The organism is Streptomyces sp. NPDC048258, from assembly GCF_043201995.1.
In the GTDB taxonomy this organism is placed as follows: domain Bacteria; phylum Actinomycetota; class Actinomycetes; order Streptomycetales; family Streptomycetaceae; genus Streptomyces.
In genome coordinates this window covers 595,050-615,643 of record NZ_JBICZH010000003.1, presented here as the reverse complement: position 1 = coordinate 615,643, position 20,594 = coordinate 595,050, and the positions used below count along the sequence as shown (strand labels likewise).

The following is a 20,594-nucleotide window of genomic DNA, read 5'->3' as shown; positions in this document are numbered from 1 at the left end:
CGGAGGCCTGGGCTCACTCGGCAGTCGGTCCTGAGCCGGCGGAGGCGTCCCCCGCCGGGGTCTGGGGGGCCGAGGGTCTCCCCGGGGCCGGCGAAGCCGAGGCGTGCCCGGCGCCGCCGGCACGGAGCACGCGGGCCGTCGTCGGCGAGCTGATCGCGCTGCGCGCGCGAGGCCGCGGTGGCGAGGCGCACGCGCTGCTCTGCGAGGTCGCGGCCTGGCCCGCGGACCGGCTGCCCGGCCTCGCCGACCAACTGGCCCGCGCCGGACTCGCCGCCGACTGGGCCACCCTGCTGTGGGAGGCGGCCTCGCTCCCGCCCGAGCGGCTCGCGGCGGCCGCGGCCGCCCTCGGCGAGGCCGGCCGGGAGGCCGACAGCGACGCGCTGCTGCGCCAGGGCGTGGCCCGCCCCACCGCCGAGATCGCCGAGGCGGCCCTCGCCCTCGGCGGGGCCGGCCGGACCCGCGAGGCCGACGCCCTGCTCGGCGCCTTCGTCCGGGTCCGCACCGCGGAGGAGGCGGCCGCCCTCGCCCGCCGCGATCCGCAGTGGTTCGCCCCGCGCCTGCTCCAGGCCGCCGCGGCGCTGTCCGGAACCCGCCACCGCGACCTGGCCCACGCCTTCCGCGTGGCAGGGATCGCCACGGCGTAAACCGCCCGTCTCCTGACCGCAATCGACCACGGGGCGACGTAACCTGATCGACTACTCCAACCGCGCACGGCGGTCTTGCCCCACGCTGTGACGAGGCCTACGTTCTACTCCCTACGCACACCGTCTACGTGCGTAGAACTCGGCGTTCCCGTCGCGAGGAGCAGCTCATGGCCCAAGTCGTCCGCGCCGCGCTGGTCCAGGCCACCTGGACCGGAGACACCGAATCGATGATCGCCAAACACGAGGAGCACGCCCGGCGGGCAGCCGCCCAGGGAGCGAAGATCATCGGCTTCCAGGAGGTGTTCAACGCCCCCTACTTCTGCCAGGTCCAGGAGCCCGAGCACTACCGCTGGGCCGAGGCCGTCCCCGACGGCCCGACCGTCCGCCGTATGCAGGACCTCGCCCGCGAGACCGGCATGGTGATCGTCGTACCGGTCTTCGAGCTGGAGTCCGCGGGCTTCTACTACAACACCGCCGCCGTCATCGACGCCGACGGCAGCTACCTCGGCAAGTACCGCAAGCACCACATCCCCCAGGTCAAAGGCTTCTGGGAGAAGTACTACTTCCGCCCGGGCAACCTCGGCTGGCCGGTGTTCGACACCGCCGTCGGCCGGATCGGCGTCTACATCTGCTACGACCGCCACTTCCCCGAGGGCTGGCGCCAACTGGGCCTGGCCGGAGCCCAGCTGGTCTACAACCCCTCCGCCACCCACCGGGGCCTCTCCGCCTACCTGTGGCAGCTGGAACAGCCCGCCGCGGCCGTCGCCAACGAGTACTTCATCGCCGCGATCAACCGCATCGGCCAGGAGGAGTACGGCGACAACGACTTCTACGGCACCAGCTACTTCGTGGACCCGCGCGGCCAGTTCGTCGGCGACGTCGCCAGCGACAAGGAGGAGGAACTCCTCGTCCGCGACCTCGACTTCGATCTGATCAAGGAGGTCCGCGACCAGTGGGCCTTCTACCGCGACCGCCGCCCCGACGCCTACGGAGGGCTCGTACAGCCGTGACCAACCCGATTCCCCTGCACAGCCGCCACCGCACCGTCCTGCCCGACTGGCTCGCGCTCTACTACGACCGCCCCGTCGAGCTCACCCACGGCGAGGGCCGCCACGTCTGGGACGCCGACGGCAACCGCTACCTCGACTTCTTCGGCGGCATCCTCACCACGATGACCGCCCACGCCCTGCCCGAGGTCACCAAGGCCGTCTCCGAACAGGCCGGGCGGATCATCCACTCCTCCACCCTCTACCTCAACCGCCCGATGGTGGAGCTGGCCGAGCGGGTCGCCGCGCTGTCCGGCATCCCCGACGCCCGGGTCTTCTTCACCACCTCCGGCACCGAGGCCAACGACACCGCCCTGCTGCTCGCGACGACGTACAGCCGCTCCAACCAGATCCTGGCGATGCGCAACAGCTACCACGGCCGGTCCTTCTCCGCCGTCTCCGTCACCGGCAACCGCGGCTGGTCCCCGACCAGCCTCTCCCCGCTCCAGACGTACTACGTCCACGGCGCCGTCCGCACCCGCGGCCCCTTCGCCCACCTCGACGACACCGCGTTCACCGCCGCCGCCGTCGCCGACCTGGAGGACGTACTGGGGCAGGCCCGCGGCGGAGTGGCCGCGCTCATCGCCGAGCCGATCCAGGGCGTCGGCGGATTCACCTCCCCGCCCGACGGCCTGTACGGGGCCTTCCGCGAGGTCCTGAACCGGCACGGCATCCTGTGGATCAGCGACGAGGTGCAGACCGGCTGGGGCCGCACCGGCGAGCACTTCTGGGGCTGGCAGGCCCACGCCCAGAACGGGCCGCCGGACATCCTCACCTTCGCCAAGGGCATCGGCAACGGCATGTCCATCGGCGGGGTCGTGGCCCGCGCCGAGGTGATGAACTGCCTGGACTCCAACTCCATCTCCACCTTCGGCGGTTCCCCGGTCACCATGGCGGCCGGCTCCGCCAACCTCGCGTACCTGCTGGAGCACGACCTCCAGGGCAACGCCCGCCGCGTCGGCGGCCTGCTGCTGGAGCGGCTGCGCGCGATCGCGGCCCACGTCCCCGCCGTACGGGAGGTACGCGGCCGCGGTCTGATGGCCGGCCTGGAGCTGACCAGGCCCGGCACCGACCAGGCCGACCCGGACGCGGCCGCGGCCGTCCTGGAGGCCGCCCGCGCGGGCGGCCTGCTGATCGGCAAGGGCGGCGCGTACAACACCAGCGTGCTGCGCATCGCGCCGCCGCTCTCCCTGACCGTCGCCGAGGCGGAAGAGGGCGCCGAGATCCTCGAACAGGCGCTCCGCAGCATCCAGTAGGGGGATTCCGATGAGCATCCGCACCCTGATCCGCGGCGGCCTGGTCGTCACCGCCGCCGACGAACTCCACGCCGACGTCCTGATCGAGGACGGCCGCGTGGCGGCCCTGGCCGCGCACGGCTCGGCCGCCGCCGAGGCCTGGACCGCCGACCGTACGATCGACGCGAGCGGGAAGTACGTCATCCCGGGCGGGGTCGACGCGCACACCCACATGGAACTCCCCTTCGGCGGCACCGCGGCCTCGGACACCTTCGAGACCGGAACCCGGGCCGCCGCCTGGGGCGGCACCACCACCATCGTCGACTTCGCCGTGCAGAGCGTGGGCCACTCCCTGCGCGAGGGCCTCGACACCTGGTACGACAAGGCCGACGGCAAGTGCGCCGTCGACTACGCCTTCCACATGATCCTCTCGGACGTCAACGAGGGCACCCTCAAGGAGATGGACCTCCTGGTGAGCGAGGGGGTCACCTCCTTCAAGCTGTTCATGGCCTACCCGGGCGTCTTCTACAGCGACGACGGGCGGATCCTGCGCGCCATGCAGCGCGGCGCCGCCAACGGCGGGCTGATCATGATGCACGCCGAGAACGGCATCGCCATCGACGTCCTCGTCGAACAGGCCCTGGCCCGAGGCGAGACCGACCCCCGCCACCACGGCGAGGTCCGCAGGGTGCTCCTCGAAGCCGAGGCCACCCACCGCGCCATCCAGCTCGCGCGGGTCGCGGGCGCTCCCCTGTACGTCGTCCACGTCTCGGCGGAGGAGGCGGTGGCCGAGCTCGCCGCCGCCCGCGACAAGGGCCTGCCCGTCTTCGGGGAGACCTGCCCGCAGTACCTCTTCCTGTCCACCGACAACCTCGCCGAGCCCGACTTCCAGGGCGCCAAGTACGTCTGCTCCACCCCGCTGCGCCCCCGCGAGCACCAGGAGGCGCTGTGGCGGGGGCTGCGGACCAACGACCTCCAGGTGGTCTCCACCGACCACTGCCCGTTCTGCTTCCGAGGCCAGAAGGAGCTGGGCCGCGGCGACTTCTCCAAGATCCCCAACGGGCTGCCGGGGGTGGAGAACCGCATGGACCTCCTCCACCAGGCCGTCGTGGACGGGCACATCAGCCGCCGCCGCTGGATCGAGATCGCCTGCGCGACCCCGGCCCGGATGTTCGGCCTCTACCCGCAGAAGGGCACCATCGCGCCGGGTTCCGACGCCGACATCGTCCTCTACGATCCGCACGCCGAGCAGGTCATCTCCGCCGAGACGCACCACATGAACGTGGACTACTCGGCGTACGAGGGCAAGCGGATCACCGGACGCGTCGACACCGTGCTCTCCCGCGGCGAACTCGTCATCGACCGGCGCGAGTACACGGGCCGGGCCGGCCACGGGGTCTTCGTCCCCCGCTCCACCTGCCAGTACCTGTAAGGAGTGTCCGTCATGGACTTCGGCCTCGTCCTGCAAACCGATCCGCCCGCTTCGCAGGTCATCAGTCTCATGCGCCGTGCCGAGCGCAACGGCTTCCGCTACGGCTGGACCTTCGACTCCGCCGTGCTGTGGCAGGAGCCGTTCGTCATCTACAGCCAGATCCTGGAGCACACCCGAAAACTGCACGTCGGGCCGATGGTCACCAACCCGGGCACCCGCACCTGGGAGGTCACCGCCTCCACCTTCGCCACCCTCAACGACATGTTCGGCAACCGCACCGTGTGCGGGATCGGGCGCGGGGACTCGGCGATGCGGGTCGCCGGGCGCGCGCCGAACACCCTGGCCCGGCTCGGCGAGGCCATCGAGGTGATCCGCGACCTCGCCGAGGGCCGCGAAGCGGTCGTCGACGGCAATCCGATCCGCATCCCCTGGATCCGGGACGGGAAACTCCCGGTGTGGATGGCCGCGTACGGTCCGAAGGCCCTCGCCCTGGCCGGGCAGAAGGCGGACGGGTTCATCCTCCAGCTCGCCGACCCCTACCTCACCGAGTGGATGGTCAAGTCGGTGAGGGACGCCGCCGCGGCGGCCGGCCGCGACCCGGCCGAGATCACCATCTGCGTGGCGGCCCCCGCGTACGTGGGCACGGACCTCGCCCACGCCCGTGACCAGTGCCGGTGGTTCGGCGGCATGGTCGGCAACCACGTCGCCGACCTCGTCTCGCGCTACGGAGAGCACTCCTCGATGGTTCCCGAGGAACTCACCGAGTACATCAAGGCCCGCCACGGCTACGACTACAGCCACCACGGCCGGGCCGGCAACCCGTCCACCGACTTCGTCCCCGACGAGATCGTCGACCGCTTCTGCCTGCTGGGCCCGCCCGAGGCCCACATCGAGAAGCTGCGCGCCCTGCGCGACCTCGGCGTCGACCAGTTCGCCCTCTACGACATGCACGACGCGAAGGAGTCCACGATCGACGCCTACGGCACTCACATCATCCCGGCCCTCAACAGCTGACCCCGGGCACGCGCGGTCGTGCGGGGCGGGCGACCGCCTCCGCGAACCGCGGGTCCAGCACGATCTCCTGCATCGTGTAGCAGTCGGCCGTCTCGACGGCGACCTCGGCGCCGCACCCCGCGCAGACGAGGTTCGGCCCCTGGGAGCCGCTCGGCCCGCAGCAGCCCTGCCGCCGCCGTGGGACCGGCTCGACCCCGCGGACGTCCTCGGGGCTGAGCACGGCGCTCCGCATGGCGCCGTCGGTGACGCGGGGGGCCGGGGTGCCCTTGGGCGCCCGGCCCCAGGCGAACCGGGACGGCCGCGGATCGTAGGCGAAGGTCCCCGGCGCCAGACGCGGCGGGCAGTCCTCGCCGTCGGGCAGCTGGAAGGGCAGCGGCACCTCGTCCTCCGGGGGCAGCGGGACCTGCCGTACCGGCACGGACAGGTCCGTCCCGCAGTGCGCGCAGCGGAATACGATCATTCCCCCATCGTGCCCGCCGGGGCCGTATCCCCGCACACTCTTTCCCTACGCGGCCGCACAGCGCCCACCAGGCGGTATGCCGCCCTCCGCTCGCCGGTTCACCCGCGGTCCACCCGGAGTCCAGCCCTCCGACGGGAACTGTCGGTGGGGTTTGTCGGCCGGGCGTGCTTTGCTGGGGGCATGATCGATGAGTTCCTGGTACAAGGCCTGTCCGATGTGGAAGAGGCCGTCCGCAAGGCGGCGGCGGTCGAGATCATGCCGAGATTCCGCCAGCTCGCCGACCACGAGGTCGACGAGAAGACCGGACCGCACGACCTGGTGACGGTCGCCGACCGCAAGGCCGAGGAGCACCTCACGGCCTCCCTGACCCGGCTGCTGCCCGGCTCGGCCGTGGTCGGCGAGGAGGCCGTGCACGCCGACCCGACCGTGTACGCGGCGCTGCGCGCGGACGCCCCGGTATGGATCGTGGACCCCGTCGACGGGACCCGGCAGTTCGTCTCCGGGGACCCCGCCTTCTGCACCCTGGTGGCGCTGGCCCACCACGGGGAGATCCTCGCCTCCTGGACCTTCGCCCCGGCCCGGGAGGAGCTGGCGACCGCCGTGCGCGGGCAGGGCGCGTACGTCAATGGCGAGCGGATCCACTGCGGTTCGCCCGAGCCGGGCGCCGAGCTGCGGATCGCCATGGCCCACCCGCTGTACACCTCCGAGGAGGACAAGCGGATCCTGGGCCGGCTGGACGTGCCCGGCGTGGCGGCCAGGCCGTGCGGATCGGCGGGCCTGGAGTACCTGAAGGTGGCCCGCGGCGAGATGGACGGCCTGGCCTTCACCTGGCCCTCGGCCTGGGACCACGCGGCCGGTCTGCTGCTGGTCGCCGAGGCCGGCGGGGCGCAGAGCACCGTCGCAGGGGTCCCCTTCCGGGTGGACCGGGACAACGAGCTGCCCTTCGCGGTCGGCCGGGACGAGGCCACCGCGGTCCGTATCCGCGACCTGCTGCGGGGTTAGGGAACGCGCGGCCGGAATATCCTGGGGAACGCAGGCGCCGCCGGACGAAGGAGTCGCAAGTGCCGTCGATTCTCGATGCGGTCGTGGTGGGGGCGGGGCCCAACGGGCTGACGGCCGCCGTCGAACTGGCCCGGCGCGGCTTCTCGGTGGCCGTGTTCGAAGCCGCCGACACGGTCGGCGGCGGCGCCCGGACCGAGGAGCTGACCCTCCCCGGCTTCCGGCACGACCCCTGTTCGGCCGTGCACCCGCTCGGCATCGGCTCGCCCGTCTTCGCCACGATGCCGCTGAAGCGGTACGGGCTGGAGTGGCTGCACGCCCCGCTGCCCATGGCGCACCCCTTCGACGACGGCACGGCCGCCGTCCTGTCCCGCTCGGTCGCGGAGACGGCGGCGTCCTTCGGGCCGCGCGACGCGGGTGCGTACCGCCGGCTCGTGGGGCCGTACCTCGGCAAATGGGACACGCTGGCCCGGGACTTCATGTCGCTGCCGGGCACCGCCCTGCCCCGCGATCCCGTCACCCTCGCCCGCTTCGGGCTCACCGGGCTGCCCCCTTCGACCTGGCTCCTGCGCCGCTTCCGCGACGACCGGGCCCGGGCGCTGTTCGCGGGGCTCGTCGCGCACGTCATCGCCCCGCTGGGCGGGATCGCCACCGGAGCCGTCGGCCTGGTCTTCGCCCTGGCCGCGCACGCGAACGGCTGGCCCATGCCGCGCGGCGGCTCGCAGTCGATCTCCGATGCGCTCGCCGGGTACCTGCGCGACCTCGGAGGCACCATCCACACCGGCTTCGAGGTCAAGCGGCTCGACGACCTCCCGCCGGCCCGCGCGTACGTCTTCGACACCTCGCCGACCGCGCTGGCCCGGATCGCGCGCCTGGGCCGGGCCTACGAGGGCTACAAGTACGGCGCCGCCGTGTTCAAGATCGACTACGCGCTGGACGGCCCCGTCCCGTGGACCGCCGAGGAACCGCGCCGGGCCGGCACCGTCCAGATCGGCCCGCGCACCCGCGACATCGACGCCGCCCTGCAACTCGCCTCGGGCGGCCGCGCCCCGCGCAACCCCTTCCTCATCACCGCGCAGCCCAGCCTCGCCGACCCCGGCCGGGCCCCCGAGGGCAAGCACGTGTTCTGGGCGTACGGGCATGTCCCGGCGGGCTGGGGCGGGGACCTCACCGACGCCGTCGAACGCCAACTGGAGCGCTTCGCGCCGGGCTTCCGCGACCTGGTCCTGGCCCGTGCCACGGCCGGCCCGCCCGAGCTCGCCGCCCGCAACCCCAACTACGTCGGCGGGGACATCGCCTGCGGCGCCGCCTCGGGGCTCCAGCTCCTGCTGCGCCCCAAGCTCTCCCTCTCCCCGTACACGACCCCCCACCCGGCCGTATTCATCTGCTCCTCCGCGACCCCGCCGGGCCCGGGCGTGCACGGCATGTCCGGCCACAACGCCGCCAAGGCGGTCTGGCGCCACCTGCGGAAGGACACCTGATGCCCCGCATCACCCTGGTCCTCGGCGACATCACCGCCGAGAAGGCCGACGCGATCGTCAACGCCGCGAACTCCTCCCTGCTCGGCGGTGGCGGGGTCGACGGCGCCATCCACCGGCGCGGCGGGCCGGAGATCCTCGCCGCCTGCGAGGACCTGCGCCGCTCGCACTACGGCAAGGGCCTGCCCACCGGCCGGGCCGTCGCCACCACCGCGGGCCGGCTCCCGGCCGGGCACGTCATCCACACCGTCGGCCCGGTCTGGTCGCGGGAGGATGACCGGTCGGCGCTGCTGGCCTCCTGCTACCGCGAATCCCTGCGGGTCGCCGACGAGCTGGGTGCCCGTACGGTCGCCTTCCCGGCCATCTCCACCGGGATCTACGGCTGGCCGATGGACGACGGGGCGCGGATCGCCGTGGAGACCGTACGGGCCGCCCGGACCGAGGTGGACGAGGTCCGGTTCGTGCTCTTCGACGCGGCGGCCTACGCGGCCTTCGAGGCGGCGGTCGAGGCCGCCCGGTAGGCGACGGCGCCGGCCACCGGGGGACCGCCGGGGGGCTTCACAGGCGTCGCGCGGACCCGCCGGGGGAGGGGCGGGGGTACGTGCGGGACTGCTTGACGCTGCCGAACGCGAAGCTCGACTCGATCGAGGCGATGCCGGGAATGGCGTGGATCCGGTGGCGCACCAGGGCCTCGTACGCCTCCAGGTCCTCGATGACCACGCGCAGCAGGTAGTCGCTGCTCCCCGCCATCAGGTAGCAGTCCTGGATGTGCTCGATGACCGCCACGTGCTCCTCGAAGAGCCGGACCGCCTCCGCGGTGTGGCGTTCCAGCCGGATCCGGACGAAGACGGTGACCGGGAGCCCGAAGGCGACCTGGTCGACCATGGCCGTGTAGCCGCGGATCAGACCCGCCTCCTCCAGCCGCCGGACGCGGCGCAGGCAGGGCGACGGGGAGAGCCGGACGCGGTCCGCGAGGTCCTGGTTGCTCAGGCGCCCGTCGGCCTGCAATTCCCGGATGATCTGCAGATCGACTGCGTCCATGGCCACTCCTTGGCAGATTCTGCCCCAAACGTATGTCCGAGAGGCAGAACTGGCAATCGGCTGCCCCGGCCCAAGCCCTAGCGTTGCCCTCGAACGGACCAGACCGGTCCGGTCCCAGAGGCTGGAGCACATTTTCCGTGGTCGCGACGAACATCACCGGGGTGACCGCGCCTCCCGACGCAGCGGTCCCGCCGGCCGGAAACCCCGGCCGGCTCGGGCTCTCCCCGCACGCCCAGGGCGTGCTCGCGCTGGTGGTGACCGTGTCGATCTGGGCCGCCTTCGCGCTCAGTGCCCGGGCCCTGAGCGCCTCCACCCTGCTGCCCGCGGACGCGGCCCTGCTGCGCTTCGGCGTCCCGATCGTCGTCCTGTTCCCCGCCCTGTGGCGGCGCCGCCACCGGATCGCGGCGGTCCGGCCGGGCCCCGCGATCAAGATCATCTGCGGTGCGGGCGTGCCGTTCTTCCTGGCGGCGATGCACGGCGGCGCCCTGACGTCCGCGGCGTTCGTCGGCTCGATCGTCCCCGGCATGGTCCCGCTGTTCGTCTCCGCGCTCATGGTCGCCCGGGGCCACGGCGCGCCCCGCGGAACCCAGGCGGCCGGGCTCGCGCTGATCGCTGCCGGCGTGATCGCCCTCGTCTGGCGCTACGTCGTCCCCGTGGACACGGACGTGCTGGCGGGGGCCGGCACCCTGCTGGTCGCCAGCGGACTGTGGGCCCTCTACACGGTGGGCCTGCGGGACGTCGACCTCGATCCGGTCGGCTCGATCGGACTGCTGTGCCTGCCCTCCTTCGCGGTCATCGGGCTCCTGGTCCTCACCGGGGTGCTCCCGACGGGCCTCGCGCACGCGGCGGGCGGCGACATCGCCCTGTTCCTCGTCGTGCAGGGGCTCGGGGTCGGCCTGTGCGCCGGCCTGCTGTACGCCTTCGCCATCCGCAGGCTGGGCGCCGAGCGCAGCTCCGTCGTCGGCAGCCTCAGCCCCGTGGCCGTGGTCCTGCTGGCCATCCCCCTCCTCGACGAATCACCCACCCTCGCCGTGCTCGTCGGCGTCCCCCTCATCACCGCCGGCGTCGTCCTGGCCAACCGCCGTCCCCGCATCCGCCTCAGGGGGTGTCTTGCCGATCAGGCCGGGCTCGCGGCGTCTGGCACCGCGCCTCGCCGCGTTCTCGTCGGTCGCCGACGCTCCGCGTCGACTCCCTCCTCGGCCTTGCGAACCACGGCACCAGACGCCGCTCCCTGATCCGGCCCGACCGACAAGACACCCCCTAGACCCGAGGTCCCCGCACATGCTTGAGCTCCTCCCGCCGCCGCCCACCGACCCGCTGTGGGACCTGACCGCGGAGTTCGCCGCCGACGAGCGGCCCGAGCGCCTGAACCTCGTCCTCGGCGTCTACCGCGACCAGACGGGCCGCACGCCCGTCATGGCCGCCGTGCGCGAGGCCGAGATCCGTCTGGCGGAGCGCTCCGAGTCCAAGGAGTACCGGGGGCTGTCCGGCAACGCCGCCTTCAACCGGGTCCTGCCGGAGCTGGTCCTGGGGTCCGAGGTGCCCGCCGACCGTGCCGTGGCCGTCCAGACCGTCGCCGGCTCCGGCGCGCTGCGGCTGCTGGCGGACCTGATCTGCCGGACCCGCCCGGGCACCACGGTCTGGATCAGCGACCCGGCGTACGTGAACCACCGGCCCATCCTGGAGGCCGCCGGGCTGACGGTCCGTACGTACGGCTGGCGCGACGCGCAGGGCGGCTTCGACGCGGAAGGCGTGCTGCGGGAACTGCGCGGCGCGCGGCGCGACGACGTCGTCCTGCTCCAGGGGTGCTGCCACAACCCGACGGGAGCCGACCCCACGCTGGACGCCTGGGAGGCGCTGGCCGAGCTGGCCGTCCGGGGCGGCTGGATGCCGTTCGTCGACCTCGCCTACCACGGGCTCGGCGACGGACTGGAGGCCGACCTGCTGCCCACGCGCATCCTGGCCGCGCGCGTGCCCGAGACGCTCATCGCCGTCAGCTGCTCGAAGAACTTCGGCCTCTACAGCGACCGCACCGGCTGCGCCATCGTTCTCGGCGCGTCCGGCCAGGCACTGCGGCACGCCGAGACGGCCTTGCAGAACGCCGCCCGGACGCTGTACTCGATGCCGCCCGAGCACGGCGCCGCCGTCGTCACGACGATCCTGGAGGACGCCGGGCTGCGGGCCGCCTGGCAGGCGGAACTGGAGGTCATGCGCGGCCGGATCGAGGCCAACCGGGCGGATCTGACGACCCACCTGAGCGCCCTGGGCTGCGGCCCGCAGGCGCGGGCACTCGCACAGCAGAAGGGGATGTTCTCGATGCTGCCGCTCACCGCGGCGCAGATGCTCCGGCTGCGCCGGGAGTTCGCCGTCTACGGCACCACGTCGGGCCGGATCAACATCGCGGGAATCCCGGGCCACCGCATCCCCCGGCTGGCGCAGTCCGTCGCGGCCGTCCTCCGCGAGGCGCCCGCGCCCCGGCTCCTCGAAGGCGCGCTCGGGAACTAAGGGCTGTCCCGTAATCCCCGGCGGGCGCACGACGCCAGCTACGGCACCTCGCTGCGTTGTCGGAACGCCCGAATACGCCCAGTATGGGGGCACCCCTCCGCCTTGCGATGCACCGCATCTGACGCCGTGCGCTGATCCACCGGGGATTACGGGACAGCCCTTAGTGGGGTGTCCCCGTCCGGACAGGTGGTGTCCCCGTCCGGACAAGACAGTCCCCGGCAGTCTCGCCGATGCCATGAGCCATCCGCCGTCGCCGATGGCTCCCGTGGTTCGCAAGATCTGCCGGGGGCCTGGCCAGAGCCTGGACAAGGGTCACGCGAGCCTCTGGACGTCTCCAGAGGGAGGTGCGGCTCTATCCGGTATTCCGGTGTATTGATGAGTTTCCTCCCTATTTCGCCCGAGTCAAGACCTGTGCGCGCTCGACTTCGGAGGCCCTCTACACCCAGTTGACCTCCGCCCGCTCCAGCAGCGGGTCGTCCGTGAGCTGGAACAGCGGCACGGCGAAGTTGCCCGACCTGAACCGGCCGCCGAAGTGCAGGCCGAGCACCCGGTGGTCTGCCAGGTCGAAGACCGGGGAGCCGCTGTTGCCGCCGAGCGTGGAACAGTCGTGCGTCATCGTGAACCCGGGCCCGTCCGGGACCAGCGCCGTCGCGGTGCCCGGCTGGAGCCGCTTCACGTTGTAGATGTCCATGAAGATGCGGCTCATGGCCTCCGGCTCGTTGCGGCGGCCGTCCGCCGCCGGGTAGCCGACCACGTACACGGGCCGGCCCGGCAGGTCCGGCGGAGCGTCGGCCGCGACCGGCAGCGGCGTGGGCAGCGGTCCGCCGCCGCCCGCCGTCGGGGACACCCGGAGCAGCGCCATGTCGACGTCGCGGTGGATGCCGATGACCTCGGTGACCTGGAACTCGAACGATCCGTCGGTGGCGGGCGCGCCGAGTTCCTCGGCGGTGTCGATGCGCGCACCCATGCCCTGGCGGAAGGTGAACGCGCCCTCGCCATCCGCGCGGCTGAACTCGGCCGCGACATGGCGGTTGGTCATCACGGCGAACGGCGAGACCAGGAAGCCCGTGCCCAGCCAGTCCAGTTCCGCGTGGCCGGAGACCTCCACCCGGCCGACCCGCTCGATCGACTTCCGGATGCCCGGCCGCTGCCCGTCCAGCAGGGCCCAGTCGCCCGGCTGCGAGGCGAAGTCCTGGCCCTGGACCAGGATCGCCGGGCGGCCTTCGAGCAGGACGATCGCCTCCACCCCGAAGTGCTCGTCCGGGTCGATGTCGCCGGTGCGGCCCGCGGCCAGCTTCTCCAGCCCGCGCACCCCGGCCTCCAGCACCCTGGCCCGCTCCTCCCGGGCGGCGCGGCCGATCTGAGCGGCCGCCTCCTCCTCGCGGGGAAGCTCCTCGGCGGACTCGAGGATCTCCGTGTCCTTCTCCGCGTCCAGCCCCTTGCGCACGCGTTCGGCCACCTCCAGCAGGTCCTCTCGGAAGACCTGCTCGGGCCCGGTCGCCACCGGTGATCCACCGCGCATCTCACACCTCCTGTGGTTGTGCCTGCCGCGTCAGCGTGGACTGGGCCGCAGTGATCTCGTCGTGGATCTGCGGGGTGTGCTCCCGCAGGTGCTGCATGATGGCGCTCAGTTGCGTGCCGACGTTCACGAAGGCCGTGCTCTTGCCCTGGAAGCTGACGTCCGTGACGCGGCGCGTGCCGCGGTGCAGGGCCACCACCGTCCAGTCGTCGGTCAGCACCGGGGAGCCGGACGAGCCGCCCCGGGTGTCGGTGAAGTAGCGCACGTCCCGGTCGTCCGCCTCGAAGGCGAGGTTGTTGCGCAGCGCGATCCGCTTCGGCTCCCCGCCCGGGTGCTGAATGATGTTGAGCGCCACCGGCGTGTCCTTGGCCACCGCCAGCGGTGCGGTGGCGACGCGGAGGAAGGGACGGGGCGGGGCGCCGGTCAGGCGCAGCACCGCGTAGTCGAGCTCCTCGTCGCAGGCCACGAGTTCGCTCGCTCGCGCCTCCTCGGTGTCCGCGTCGTCCTCGCTCAGGTAGTCGAACCGGGAGCGTGATCCCTGGGCCTGGAGCCGGAGGTCCACCGGCTCCGCCACCTGCTGCTGACCATCGGTGCGCTTGCGGGCGTTGACCACGTGGTGGTTCGTGACGAGCAGGTCGGGGGCGATGAGCCAGCCCGTGCCGCTGTGGGGCAGCGCCACCGGCTGGAGCAGTGCGCCCCCCTGGTACGGGAGCACCTTGACGCGGGCGACCGAGGAGCCTGCCAGCGCTCCACCGCTCAGGAAGTCGAACGGCACCGTGTCGTCCCGGAAGATGATCTCTTCCTTGGTCTCCCCGGTGGGGACGTCGGGTGCCACGTCGGGCTCACCGGCCGCGTCGCGCACCACCCGGTCCATCGCTTTGAGGACCACGTCACGGGCGGCGGCGTCGGTGAGCTGGTCGGCGGCGTTCCGGAGCCAGACGGCCAGCGGCACGGTGCCGTCGATCAGCCGCTCCACCCGATTCATCTCGTTGAGGTCCGAGTGGACCTGCTGGCCGGGCGCCGCGAGGAGCGGCAGCGAGCCGCGGTACTTCGGGAGGATGCCCGCGAACAGCAGACTCCGCAGTGCCGGGTCCGTCAGTCCCGCCTCCACCGCGGTGTCCCGCAGCTGTACGACGTCGTCCTGGGAGAGATACGTGTCGCTCATGGTCGATCAGGCCGCTCTGTGGCCGTTCCCTTCGGCTGGGCACTCCGTTGAGGGGTTCGCCTCGCCCGGCTCCGACGCGGCCGGCCGCGCGCCCGTGGGTCCGGCCGGCCCGGGGGCGGTGGCACCCGCGCCCATCGCCGCCGCCACGCCCGCGACGAGCTCACCGCTCCGGTCGTCGAGGGTCAGGAGGCGCTTGGCGAGCCGGTCGAGCGTCCCGAGCCGGCGCGCCGCGTGCAGCATGCCCTGCACCCCCTGGTGAGTGGCCCCGCTCGGGGACCTCCGTTCGGTCGGCCCGGCGGAGTCCGCCAGGAGGCGGAACAGCGAGGCCCGCAGCTCGGGCCGGTCGGCCACCACGCGGCCGATCGCCTCGCCGAGGACGTCCAGGACCCCGTCCTCGGTCTCGGGCAAGCCCACGACGTTCAGGGCGTGTTCCAGGATCCGCGGGTGGTCGTGCGAGACCTCGGCGACCGCGGCACGCACCAGGGCGGGCTGCCGGACGAGCTCCGCGTCGGGCAGCCGCCGCAGTCGCTCGGCGAGCCTGCTCTCGACCTCCTCGTCGTGGTCCTCGGCGCCGGACGCCAGCTGTGCACGGGTCAGCAGGGCGCCCAGCGCCTCGAAGTCCTTGCCCAGGCCGGTGGCGATCTCCTCGGCCTCGGCGAGGTCCTCGTCGGCCTCGCCGCGGTCGCCGTCCGCCTCGGCCAGCCGCGACGAGAGGAGCAGCAGCTCCAGCTGCCGCCCGGGGAAGCCGTCCTCGGCGGCGCGGTCCACGGCCGCTTCGGCGGCCGCCCGGGCATCGGCACGACGGCCCAGCCGGTCCAGGGTCTCGACCCACAGGGGGTGCAGCCGGCTGCCCGAGGTCCACGGGCGCCGCTCCTCGAGCCGGGCGGCGGCCGCTTCGGTGTAGCCCTGCGACAGCAGGTCTTCCACCTCGTTGGCGGCGATCTCCTCCCAGTCCTCCTGCTCCGCCTGCGCCATCACCTCGTCCGGGGTGTGGCCGCCGAAGTGCCCGGCGAGGTACGCGGCGGACCGTCCCGCCATGTCCTGGTCGGCCCCGGCCAGGAACCGCTCGACACCGGGCAGCCAGCGCAGCTCCACCTCGCGCGGGCTCTCGTTCAGCCGCAGCCGGTGATAGATCTCCTCCGCCCGCGGCTCCAGGCCTTCGCGTGCCGCGTAGTACGCGACGGCCCGCTGCCCGACCGCCCGCATCACGTCCGCACGGGCGCAGTCGGCCAGCCGCAGCATGATGGCCCGCAGGTCGGCCCGGTGGCGTACGGTCCCCGGACCGGCGGATTCCACCAGGTCGAGCCGGGAGAAGAGCTCGAAGAGGCGCTCCGCCTCCGGGTCGGAGTCCACCGTCAGTCCGCACGGCTCGGCGAGGACTTCCCGGATCAGTCCGGGGGTGATGCTCCGCAGCGCCATTCCGGCCTGGGCCAGGGCGCGGACGTCCTCGTCCCCGATGCGCCTCAGGATCCGTTCGTACAGGGTCCCCTGGATGAGCATCTGGTCGACCTTGCGGTAGAAGTGGCGGCGCCGCCGGGGCAGGCTCTCGATGAGTTCGTTCAGCGACTCGGCCCGGTCGCCCTCCTGCTCGGCTGCCCGCGCCGCCAGTTTCAGGCTCAGGGGATTGCCGCCCACGCGGTCGGCGAGCTTCTCGGCGAGCCGTTCGTCGGTCACTCCGCTGGACACCAGGAGGGCCACGGAGGCCTCCGGGCCGAGGTCGTTCAGCTCGATGGTCAGGGGCTCCACCACCCTGGCCGGATGCTGCTTCAGCAGCCGTCCGGCGACGACGGTGCGCAGTCGCGGGTGCACCTTCTGGAGCGCCGTCCAGACAGCCCACATCCGGCCGAGCTCCGGGGAACCCCTGTACTGGGCCTCCTCGAAGGAGTCGATCACGAGCACCAGGGGCGGCTGCTCCCGCGCGGGCACCCCCACCGCCTGGACGACGAGTGTCGCGAGCTGCGCCGCCAGCATGCTCTCGCGCGCGGTGGCCAGGGCGTGCACGCCCGACTGGGAGAGCCGCGCCATCGTCGCCCGGGTGGTGGCGAGCTCGTAGAGCTCGTCGACCGTGTCCTCCTCGGCCCGGTGGAGGCCGACGGTCTCCTCGCACGCACGCGCCAGGGCGTCGAAGTCGGCGTGGTGCTCCGGGAACTGGACGCGGAGCTGGCGGGCCATCTCCGCGATCAGGGTGGCCGGTTCGTGGACCGAGAGGGTGGGCCGTTCGAAGTCGACGTACGCGAAGGGGAACGCGGTCGGGAAGTCGCGCAGGCTGTCCCGGAGGAACGTCGCGAGCAGAGTGCTCTTGCCGATGCCGCCGAGCCCGTGGATCAGTACCGGCCGCTTCGTGCCGCTGCCGACCGCCCGGGTGAACTCGTCCTGCAAGGGCGTAGGCAGTCCGATGTAGGCGCGCAGCCGGTCGAGTTCCTCGGCGCGCCCCTGGAAGGAGCTGCGTGCGAGGCGGTCGAGGGGCTGCATCAGACGCGCCCGGTCCAGCAGCTGCTGGACCTCCTCGCTGTCCGGGACGCCGGTGATGCCCGGGATCTGCGCGAGCCACAACACCGCCTGCAGCGTGAGCGGCAGCTCGTCCAGCTTCTGCTGTGCGAGGTCCGGTGGCGTGCCGTCGAGATAGGCCAGCGCGGTGCGTTCAGGGCTCGGGCCGGGCGGGATCTGCTCCAGGTTCGCCAGCAGCGCGAGGCGGGCCCGTTCCGGACCGGGGAAGCCGCGCAGCGCCGTGTCGCGGACCTCCGACGTGAGCACCCAGGTGAAGGTGTTGCGCGCGCCGACGGCCCGGCAGTCGCGCAGCAGCTCCACGCCGGCCGCCCCGGAGGGCTCCTCCTCGCCGGGCAGCTTCAGCCGCGCGGGGTCGAACCGGCTCAGCAGGGACGCCGCTTCCCGGTAGGCCTTGCGCAGGTCCGACACGTCGGCGGGACCGTGGGCGGCCACCGCGGCGCGCAGCCGCTCGCCCAGGTGCGCGCCGAAGTCCTCGCCGGGCGCGAGCGCGCCGTAGAGGCGGACCGACTCCGCTGCCGCCGTGCAGACCTTGCGCATGTAGCTGTCCGGGCCGGAGGCCTCACCCGCCTGGAGGACGGCGGGGACGGTCGTCTCCACGAGGGCGGAGACCCGCTGCGTGTCCGGGTGGGGCGTCGAAGCCTCCGTGAAGAACTGCCGGAAGAACTCCCGCAGATCGTCCGGGCCGAACATCCGGGCGGTGTCCCTGACCTCGTTCTTGCGTATCTCGTACGGGAGCTGGCGCATCGTCGGCGAGTACCCGAGCAGAACCAGCCGGGGCGGAACGTCCGGCGGGGCCGGCCTCTGGTTGTAGATGGTCAGGGCCAGCTTGCCGATGCAGTCCCAGACGTCGGAATTGACGTCGAGCTTGTCGCAGTCGTCCAGTACCAGCCAGTACTGCCCGCTCGCGGTGGTGGCCTGGCTGACGACGCGGTGCACCGCCGCATCCATCTCGGGTAGTGGATCGTTCAATTGTGTCGGATTCAATGGCGGGAGGGCCGCGTCCGGGAGAGCCGTGTCCGGGAGGGCCTTGTCCGGGAGGGCCGTGTTCGGGTCCGCGACGGACTCGGTGAGCCGCTGGACCAGCTGCTCGGCGGTGGAGGTCCGGTTCAGCGTCACCCGCACCGGGCGGAAATTGCAGTGCTCGCCTATGTGCCGGATCAGTTTGTAGCTGTAGGAGCGCCCGCTGTCCGGCTCTCCGTCCACCACCAGAACCGTCTTGTCGGGATTCTCGACGAATTCACGGAGCCGCTTCCTGAAGTCCGCCCGGTCGATGAACACCTCTGCGCCGTTGCGGAGCACGCCGCTGAGGAAGAAGTCCTGGGGTGAGATGTGCAGCCGCGCGGCCTCCTCCAGCTCGGACTTGAGGCGCAGGGCCTCTTTTCCCTCCGGGATGGAGGTCAGCGAGTCGATCCGCACGAGAGTGCTGAGCAGCTGGAGTTGGGTTTCGATGCCGCTGTTCCGCACCGCCTCGACCAGGGCGACGGAATTGTCGCTGCTCACCCAATTCAGTGGGATTTTGCTCACGAACTCGGGTGAGAATCCGAACTGGATCAGCTTGGGCCGGGGTTCGCCGGAAATGAAGAAGTGGTCCCGCACCATTTCGGTGACGAGTCCCCATTCGGTATCCTTGGGAGACATACCGCACCTGCACAGCCGCCGTAGCGGCGCGGAAAGACGGACTGCCTGATACCTGTCATGGTTTCACTCGGCCCGGTCCGTCGCAACGCGGCCGAACAGCGCGCGGACCTCCTGCAGGACGGGCGCGCTGCGCAGGTACTCGGCGATGCCGTGGTGGTTGCCGCTGTCGTTCCTGACCAGGTGGTCGGTGACGAGGCCGGGCGGACCGTACTCGGGCCGCAGCCAGTGGTCGAGCGCCACCGTGTCCCGCAGGTCCGAGACATTGGACCAGGCCGCCACACCCGCCGGGACCGCCGTCGGGAGCGCGAGCCGGTCCTGGACCTCGGTGATGCCGAGTGGAGAACCCGCGCTGACGAACAGGGTGACGTCCCGTCGCTCCTCGCGGAGCACCTCGTAGGCGATGACCGAGCCGAGGCTGTGCCCCAGCACGACGAGCGGCCCGTCGCGCAGGTCCGCCAGCTCGCCGCGGACGACCTCGCGCATCGCCTCGCCGACCCCGCCGAAGAAGTACGCGTACACGTCCTCGAAGGTGAGCTTCACGAGCAGCTCGAACAGGGGCGCGCGCAGGAAGACGGGGAGCGGCAGCGCCTTGGCGAGGTCCGGGGAGGCCGGTGCGGGCACCGCGTCCTCGGCCCGGCCGAGGGTCTCCGCCGAGTACGTCATCTTCGCCAGCCAGTGCGCCAGTTCCTCCTCCCCGGCCTGGGGCGACCGCCTCCCGAGCGCCGGACCCGCCGTCCGGCGCGCCTCGCGGAGCGTGTGCTCGATGAACTCCTCCGGGGTCCGCGGCACCCCCGTGTCCGGGAGTTCCCGGACCGGGGGCGGGCCGCCGGACAGCGGGTCGGGCTCCTCGTCGGGCAGGGGAGTGCCGTACCGGACCGGCGCCCAGTAGGCCATTCGCGACGCCGCGCCCATGTCCGTGCCGAACAGCGCCCTGTCCCACTGGGACTTGAGCAGCTCCTTGCGGACCTTGTTGCCGTTGCCGTGGACGTAGACGACCGTGGCGTCGTCCATCTCAGCTGCCCAGTACCACGTCCCCGTAGCTCTCCAGACGTTTCCAGCGCTCCGCGGGTGCGCGGGTGACGGGCATGAGGTCGGCGGCGGGCAGGGGCCCGAAGCCGAGGCCGGTGAGCTCGACGATGTCGGTGACCGGCACCTGGAACGTGCGGAACGGGCCGAGCGGCGGCGGATCGCCGGGCCTGGCGCCCGCCATCGCCCGCTCGCGGTCCCGGCTGAGGTCCGGGCTCTGGTCGAGGATGTACCCGGTCGAGGCCAGTCGGCCGTCCTGCATGAAGGCGGCCACCTTCCAGAACCGCAGCGGCACCTGGATGCCCCGGTAGGGCGGGTCGGAGTCGTGCAGGACGGGACCGGTGAAGACGGACAGCTTGCGGTCGAACCGGGCCGCGTGGTCGAGCAGATGGTTCTCCAGCCCCTGCCACAGCTGTTTGCCCTGGTTGAAGGAGTCCTGCTGCGGGGCCGCGTTGGTGAAGTGGAAGGTGTCCGTGTTCGCGCGGCCGGCCTCGGCCGTGGCACCCCAGACCGGGTCCAGGCGGCGGACCAGGTGCCCCCGGTCCAGGGAGTTGTCGCGGTAGATGTCGTTGCCGGCCTGCTGGGCCTCGGGCAGGCGGGGGTCGAACCCCCAGTCGTCGTCCCGGGGTACGTCCTCCACGAGCCGCTCGCCGTCGATGCAGACGGCGGTGGAGGCGGCCAGCCTGCGGTCGGGGCGCAGGACGACGGTGAAGTGGGTGTACGGGAGGACCACGGTCTCGATCCCGGCCGCGTCGGGCACGGGGAGCGGGACGGCGGGACCGAGGAAGGACTCGTCGTAGCCGGTGCGATCGGCGAGGGAGTCCTGCCGCGCCCTGGTGCCCGCCGCCCGATCCGGCGGCGTATCAATTGCGTTCATAAGATGG

General features: G+C 72.4%; 16 protein-coding genes and 1 pseudogene. 10 read left to right on the top strand and 7 right to left on the bottom strand.

Features of this window, described 5'->3' with window-relative positions:
• The 5 genes and pseudogenes from ACGFYQ_RS10300 to ACGFYQ_RS10280 form a co-directional block, all read left to right on the top strand.
• Positions 1-644: pseudogene (locus tag ACGFYQ_RS10300) on the top strand (hypothetical protein); the annotation flags it as partial.
• Between the two features lie 167 nt (positions 645-811).
• A complete protein-coding gene (locus ACGFYQ_RS10295) occupies positions 812-1,654 on the top strand; it encodes a nitrilase-related carbon-nitrogen hydrolase (protein WP_393741973.1) in 843 nt (280 codons plus the stop codon).
• Positions 1,651-2,946 carry an aspartate aminotransferase family protein gene (locus tag ACGFYQ_RS10290; RefSeq protein WP_393741971.1) on the top strand — a complete coding sequence of 432 codons (1,296 nt, stop codon included), beginning with the start codon at positions 1,651-1,653 and terminating at the stop codon, positions 2,944-2,946. The genes ACGFYQ_RS10295 and ACGFYQ_RS10290 overlap by 4 nt, the downstream gene beginning before the upstream one ends.
• Before the next feature lie 10 nt (positions 2,947-2,956).
• Positions 2,957-4,357 carry a dihydropyrimidinase gene (hydA, locus tag ACGFYQ_RS10285; protein WP_393741969.1) on the top strand — a complete coding sequence of 467 codons (1,401 nt, stop codon included), beginning with the start codon at positions 2,957-2,959 and terminating at the stop codon, positions 4,355-4,357.
• Between the two features lie 12 nt (positions 4,358-4,369).
• Entirely contained in the window at positions 4,370-5,371 is a 1,002-nt protein-coding gene (locus ACGFYQ_RS10280; RefSeq protein ID WP_393741967.1) for a TIGR03842 family LLM class F420-dependent oxidoreductase, read from the top strand.
• Here ACGFYQ_RS10280 and ACGFYQ_RS10275 read toward each other — a convergent pair.
• On the bottom strand, positions 5,361-5,831 hold the full coding sequence (locus tag ACGFYQ_RS10275; protein ID WP_393741965.1) for a hypothetical protein: 471 nt from the start codon (positions 5,829-5,831) through the stop codon (positions 5,361-5,363). The genes ACGFYQ_RS10280 and ACGFYQ_RS10275 overlap by 11 nt on opposite strands.
• Positions 5,832-6,011: 180 nt before the next feature.
• On the opposite strand from ACGFYQ_RS10275, the gene ACGFYQ_RS10270 reads away from it, so the two are divergent.
• Genes ACGFYQ_RS10270 through ACGFYQ_RS10260 form a run of 3 tightly spaced genes read left to right on the top strand, consistent with a single transcriptional unit; the run spans position 6,012 to position 8,829 of the window.
• The gene (locus ACGFYQ_RS10270; protein ID WP_393741963.1) at positions 6,012-6,833 is read left to right on the top strand and encodes an inositol monophosphatase family protein; all 822 of its coding nucleotides are present in this window, start codon (positions 6,012-6,014) and stop codon (positions 6,831-6,833) included.
• A gap of 59 nt (positions 6,834-6,892) precedes the next feature.
• Positions 6,893-8,311: a phytoene desaturase family protein gene (locus ACGFYQ_RS10265; RefSeq protein WP_393741961.1), complete on the top strand. Its 1,419-nt coding sequence runs from the start codon at positions 6,893-6,895 to the stop codon at positions 8,309-8,311.
• Positions 8,311-8,829 (top strand): O-acetyl-ADP-ribose deacetylase, encoded by a 519-nt coding sequence (locus ACGFYQ_RS10260; RefSeq protein ID WP_393741959.1) that lies wholly within the window; start codon positions 8,311-8,313, stop codon positions 8,827-8,829. The genes ACGFYQ_RS10265 and ACGFYQ_RS10260 overlap by 1 nt, the downstream gene beginning before the upstream one ends.
• 37 nt (positions 8,830-8,866) lie before the next feature.
• Here the strand turns inward: ACGFYQ_RS10260 and ACGFYQ_RS10255 are convergent, their stop codons facing one another.
• The gene (locus ACGFYQ_RS10255; protein WP_393741957.1) at positions 8,867-9,349 is read right to left on the bottom strand and encodes an Lrp/AsnC family transcriptional regulator; all 483 of its coding nucleotides are present in this window, start codon (positions 9,347-9,349) and stop codon (positions 8,867-8,869) included.
• A 137-nt stretch (positions 9,350-9,486) separates the two neighbouring features.
• On the opposite strand from ACGFYQ_RS10255, the gene ACGFYQ_RS10250 reads away from it, so the two are divergent.
• Both ACGFYQ_RS10250 and ACGFYQ_RS10245 read left to right on the top strand, forming a co-directional pair.
• Positions 9,487-10,584, top strand: coding sequence for a DMT family transporter (locus tag ACGFYQ_RS10250; RefSeq protein WP_393741955.1), 1,098 nt, complete (start codon positions 9,487-9,489; stop codon positions 10,582-10,584).
• 46 nt (positions 10,585-10,630) lie between these two features.
• Positions 10,631-11,854, top strand: coding sequence for an aromatic amino acid transaminase (locus ACGFYQ_RS10245; protein WP_393741953.1), 1,224 nt, complete (start codon positions 10,631-10,633; stop codon positions 11,852-11,854).
• A 436-nt stretch (positions 11,855-12,290) separates the two neighbouring features.
• Here the strand turns inward: ACGFYQ_RS10245 and ACGFYQ_RS10240 are convergent, their stop codons facing one another.
• From ACGFYQ_RS10240 to ACGFYQ_RS10220, 5 genes are all read right to left on the bottom strand, one after another.
• On the bottom strand, positions 12,291-13,376 hold the full coding sequence (locus ACGFYQ_RS10240; RefSeq protein ID WP_393741951.1) for a trypsin-like serine peptidase: 1,086 nt from the start codon (positions 13,374-13,376) through the stop codon (positions 12,291-12,293).
• A 1-nt stretch (position 13,377) separates the two neighbouring features.
• Positions 13,378-14,538 carry a trypsin-like peptidase domain-containing protein gene (locus tag ACGFYQ_RS10235; RefSeq protein WP_393741949.1) on the bottom strand — a complete coding sequence of 387 codons (1,161 nt, stop codon included), beginning with the start codon at positions 14,536-14,538 and terminating at the stop codon, positions 13,378-13,380.
• A gap of 6 nt (positions 14,539-14,544) precedes the next feature.
• A complete protein-coding gene (locus tag ACGFYQ_RS10230) occupies positions 14,545-18,546 on the bottom strand; it encodes an AAA family ATPase (protein ID WP_393741947.1) in 4,002 nt (1,333 codons plus the stop codon).
• A gap of 201 nt (positions 18,547-18,747) precedes the next feature.
• Positions 18,748-19,695: a hypothetical protein gene (locus ACGFYQ_RS10225; RefSeq protein ID WP_393741945.1), complete on the bottom strand. Its 948-nt coding sequence runs from the start codon at positions 19,693-19,695 to the stop codon at positions 18,748-18,750.
• 1 nt (position 19,696) lies between these two features.
• A complete protein-coding gene (locus tag ACGFYQ_RS10220) occupies positions 19,697-20,587 on the bottom strand; it encodes a DNA/RNA non-specific endonuclease (protein ID WP_393741943.1) in 891 nt (296 codons plus the stop codon).
• Positions 20,588-20,594: the final 7 nt, after the last annotated feature.

What these genes read in the sequence shown, in the direction of transcription:
- ACGFYQ_RS10275 (WP_393741965.1), bottom strand. Translation starts at nt 5,831, where the DNA reads ATGATCGTATTCCGCTGCGCGCACTGCGGGACGGACCTGTCCGTGCCG.
- ACGFYQ_RS10235 (WP_393741949.1), bottom strand. Translation starts at nt 14,538, where the DNA reads ATGAGCGACACGTATCTCTCCCAGGACGACGTCGTACAGCTGCGGGAC.
- ACGFYQ_RS10245 (WP_393741953.1), top strand. Translation starts at nt 10,631, where the DNA reads ATGCTTGAGCTCCTCCCGCCGCCGCCCACCGACCCGCTGTGGGACCTG.
- ACGFYQ_RS10280 (WP_393741967.1), top strand. Translation starts at nt 4,370, where the DNA reads ATGGACTTCGGCCTCGTCCTGCAAACCGATCCGCCCGCTTCGCAGGTC.
- ACGFYQ_RS10270 (WP_393741963.1), top strand. Translation starts at nt 6,012, where the DNA reads ATGATCGATGAGTTCCTGGTACAAGGCCTGTCCGATGTGGAAGAGGCC.
- ACGFYQ_RS10225 (WP_393741945.1), bottom strand. Translation starts at nt 19,695, where the DNA reads ATGGACGACGCCACGGTCGTCTACGTCCACGGCAACGGCAACAAGGTC.
- ACGFYQ_RS10220 (WP_393741943.1), bottom strand. Translation starts at nt 20,587, where the DNA reads ATGAACGCAATTGATACGCCGCCGGATCGGGCGGCGGGCACCAGGGCG.
- ACGFYQ_RS10240 (WP_393741951.1), bottom strand. Translation starts at nt 13,376, where the DNA reads ATGCGCGGTGGATCACCGGTGGCGACCGGGCCCGAGCAGGTCTTCCGA.
- ACGFYQ_RS10255 (WP_393741957.1), bottom strand. Translation starts at nt 9,349, where the DNA reads ATGGACGCAGTCGATCTGCAGATCATCCGGGAATTGCAGGCCGACGGG.
- ACGFYQ_RS10295 (WP_393741973.1), top strand. Translation starts at nt 812, where the DNA reads ATGGCCCAAGTCGTCCGCGCCGCGCTGGTCCAGGCCACCTGGACCGGA.
- hydA (WP_393741969.1), top strand. Translation starts at nt 2,957, where the DNA reads ATGAGCATCCGCACCCTGATCCGCGGCGGCCTGGTCGTCACCGCCGCC.
- ACGFYQ_RS10260 (WP_393741959.1), top strand. Translation starts at nt 8,311, where the DNA reads ATGCCCCGCATCACCCTGGTCCTCGGCGACATCACCGCCGAGAAGGCC.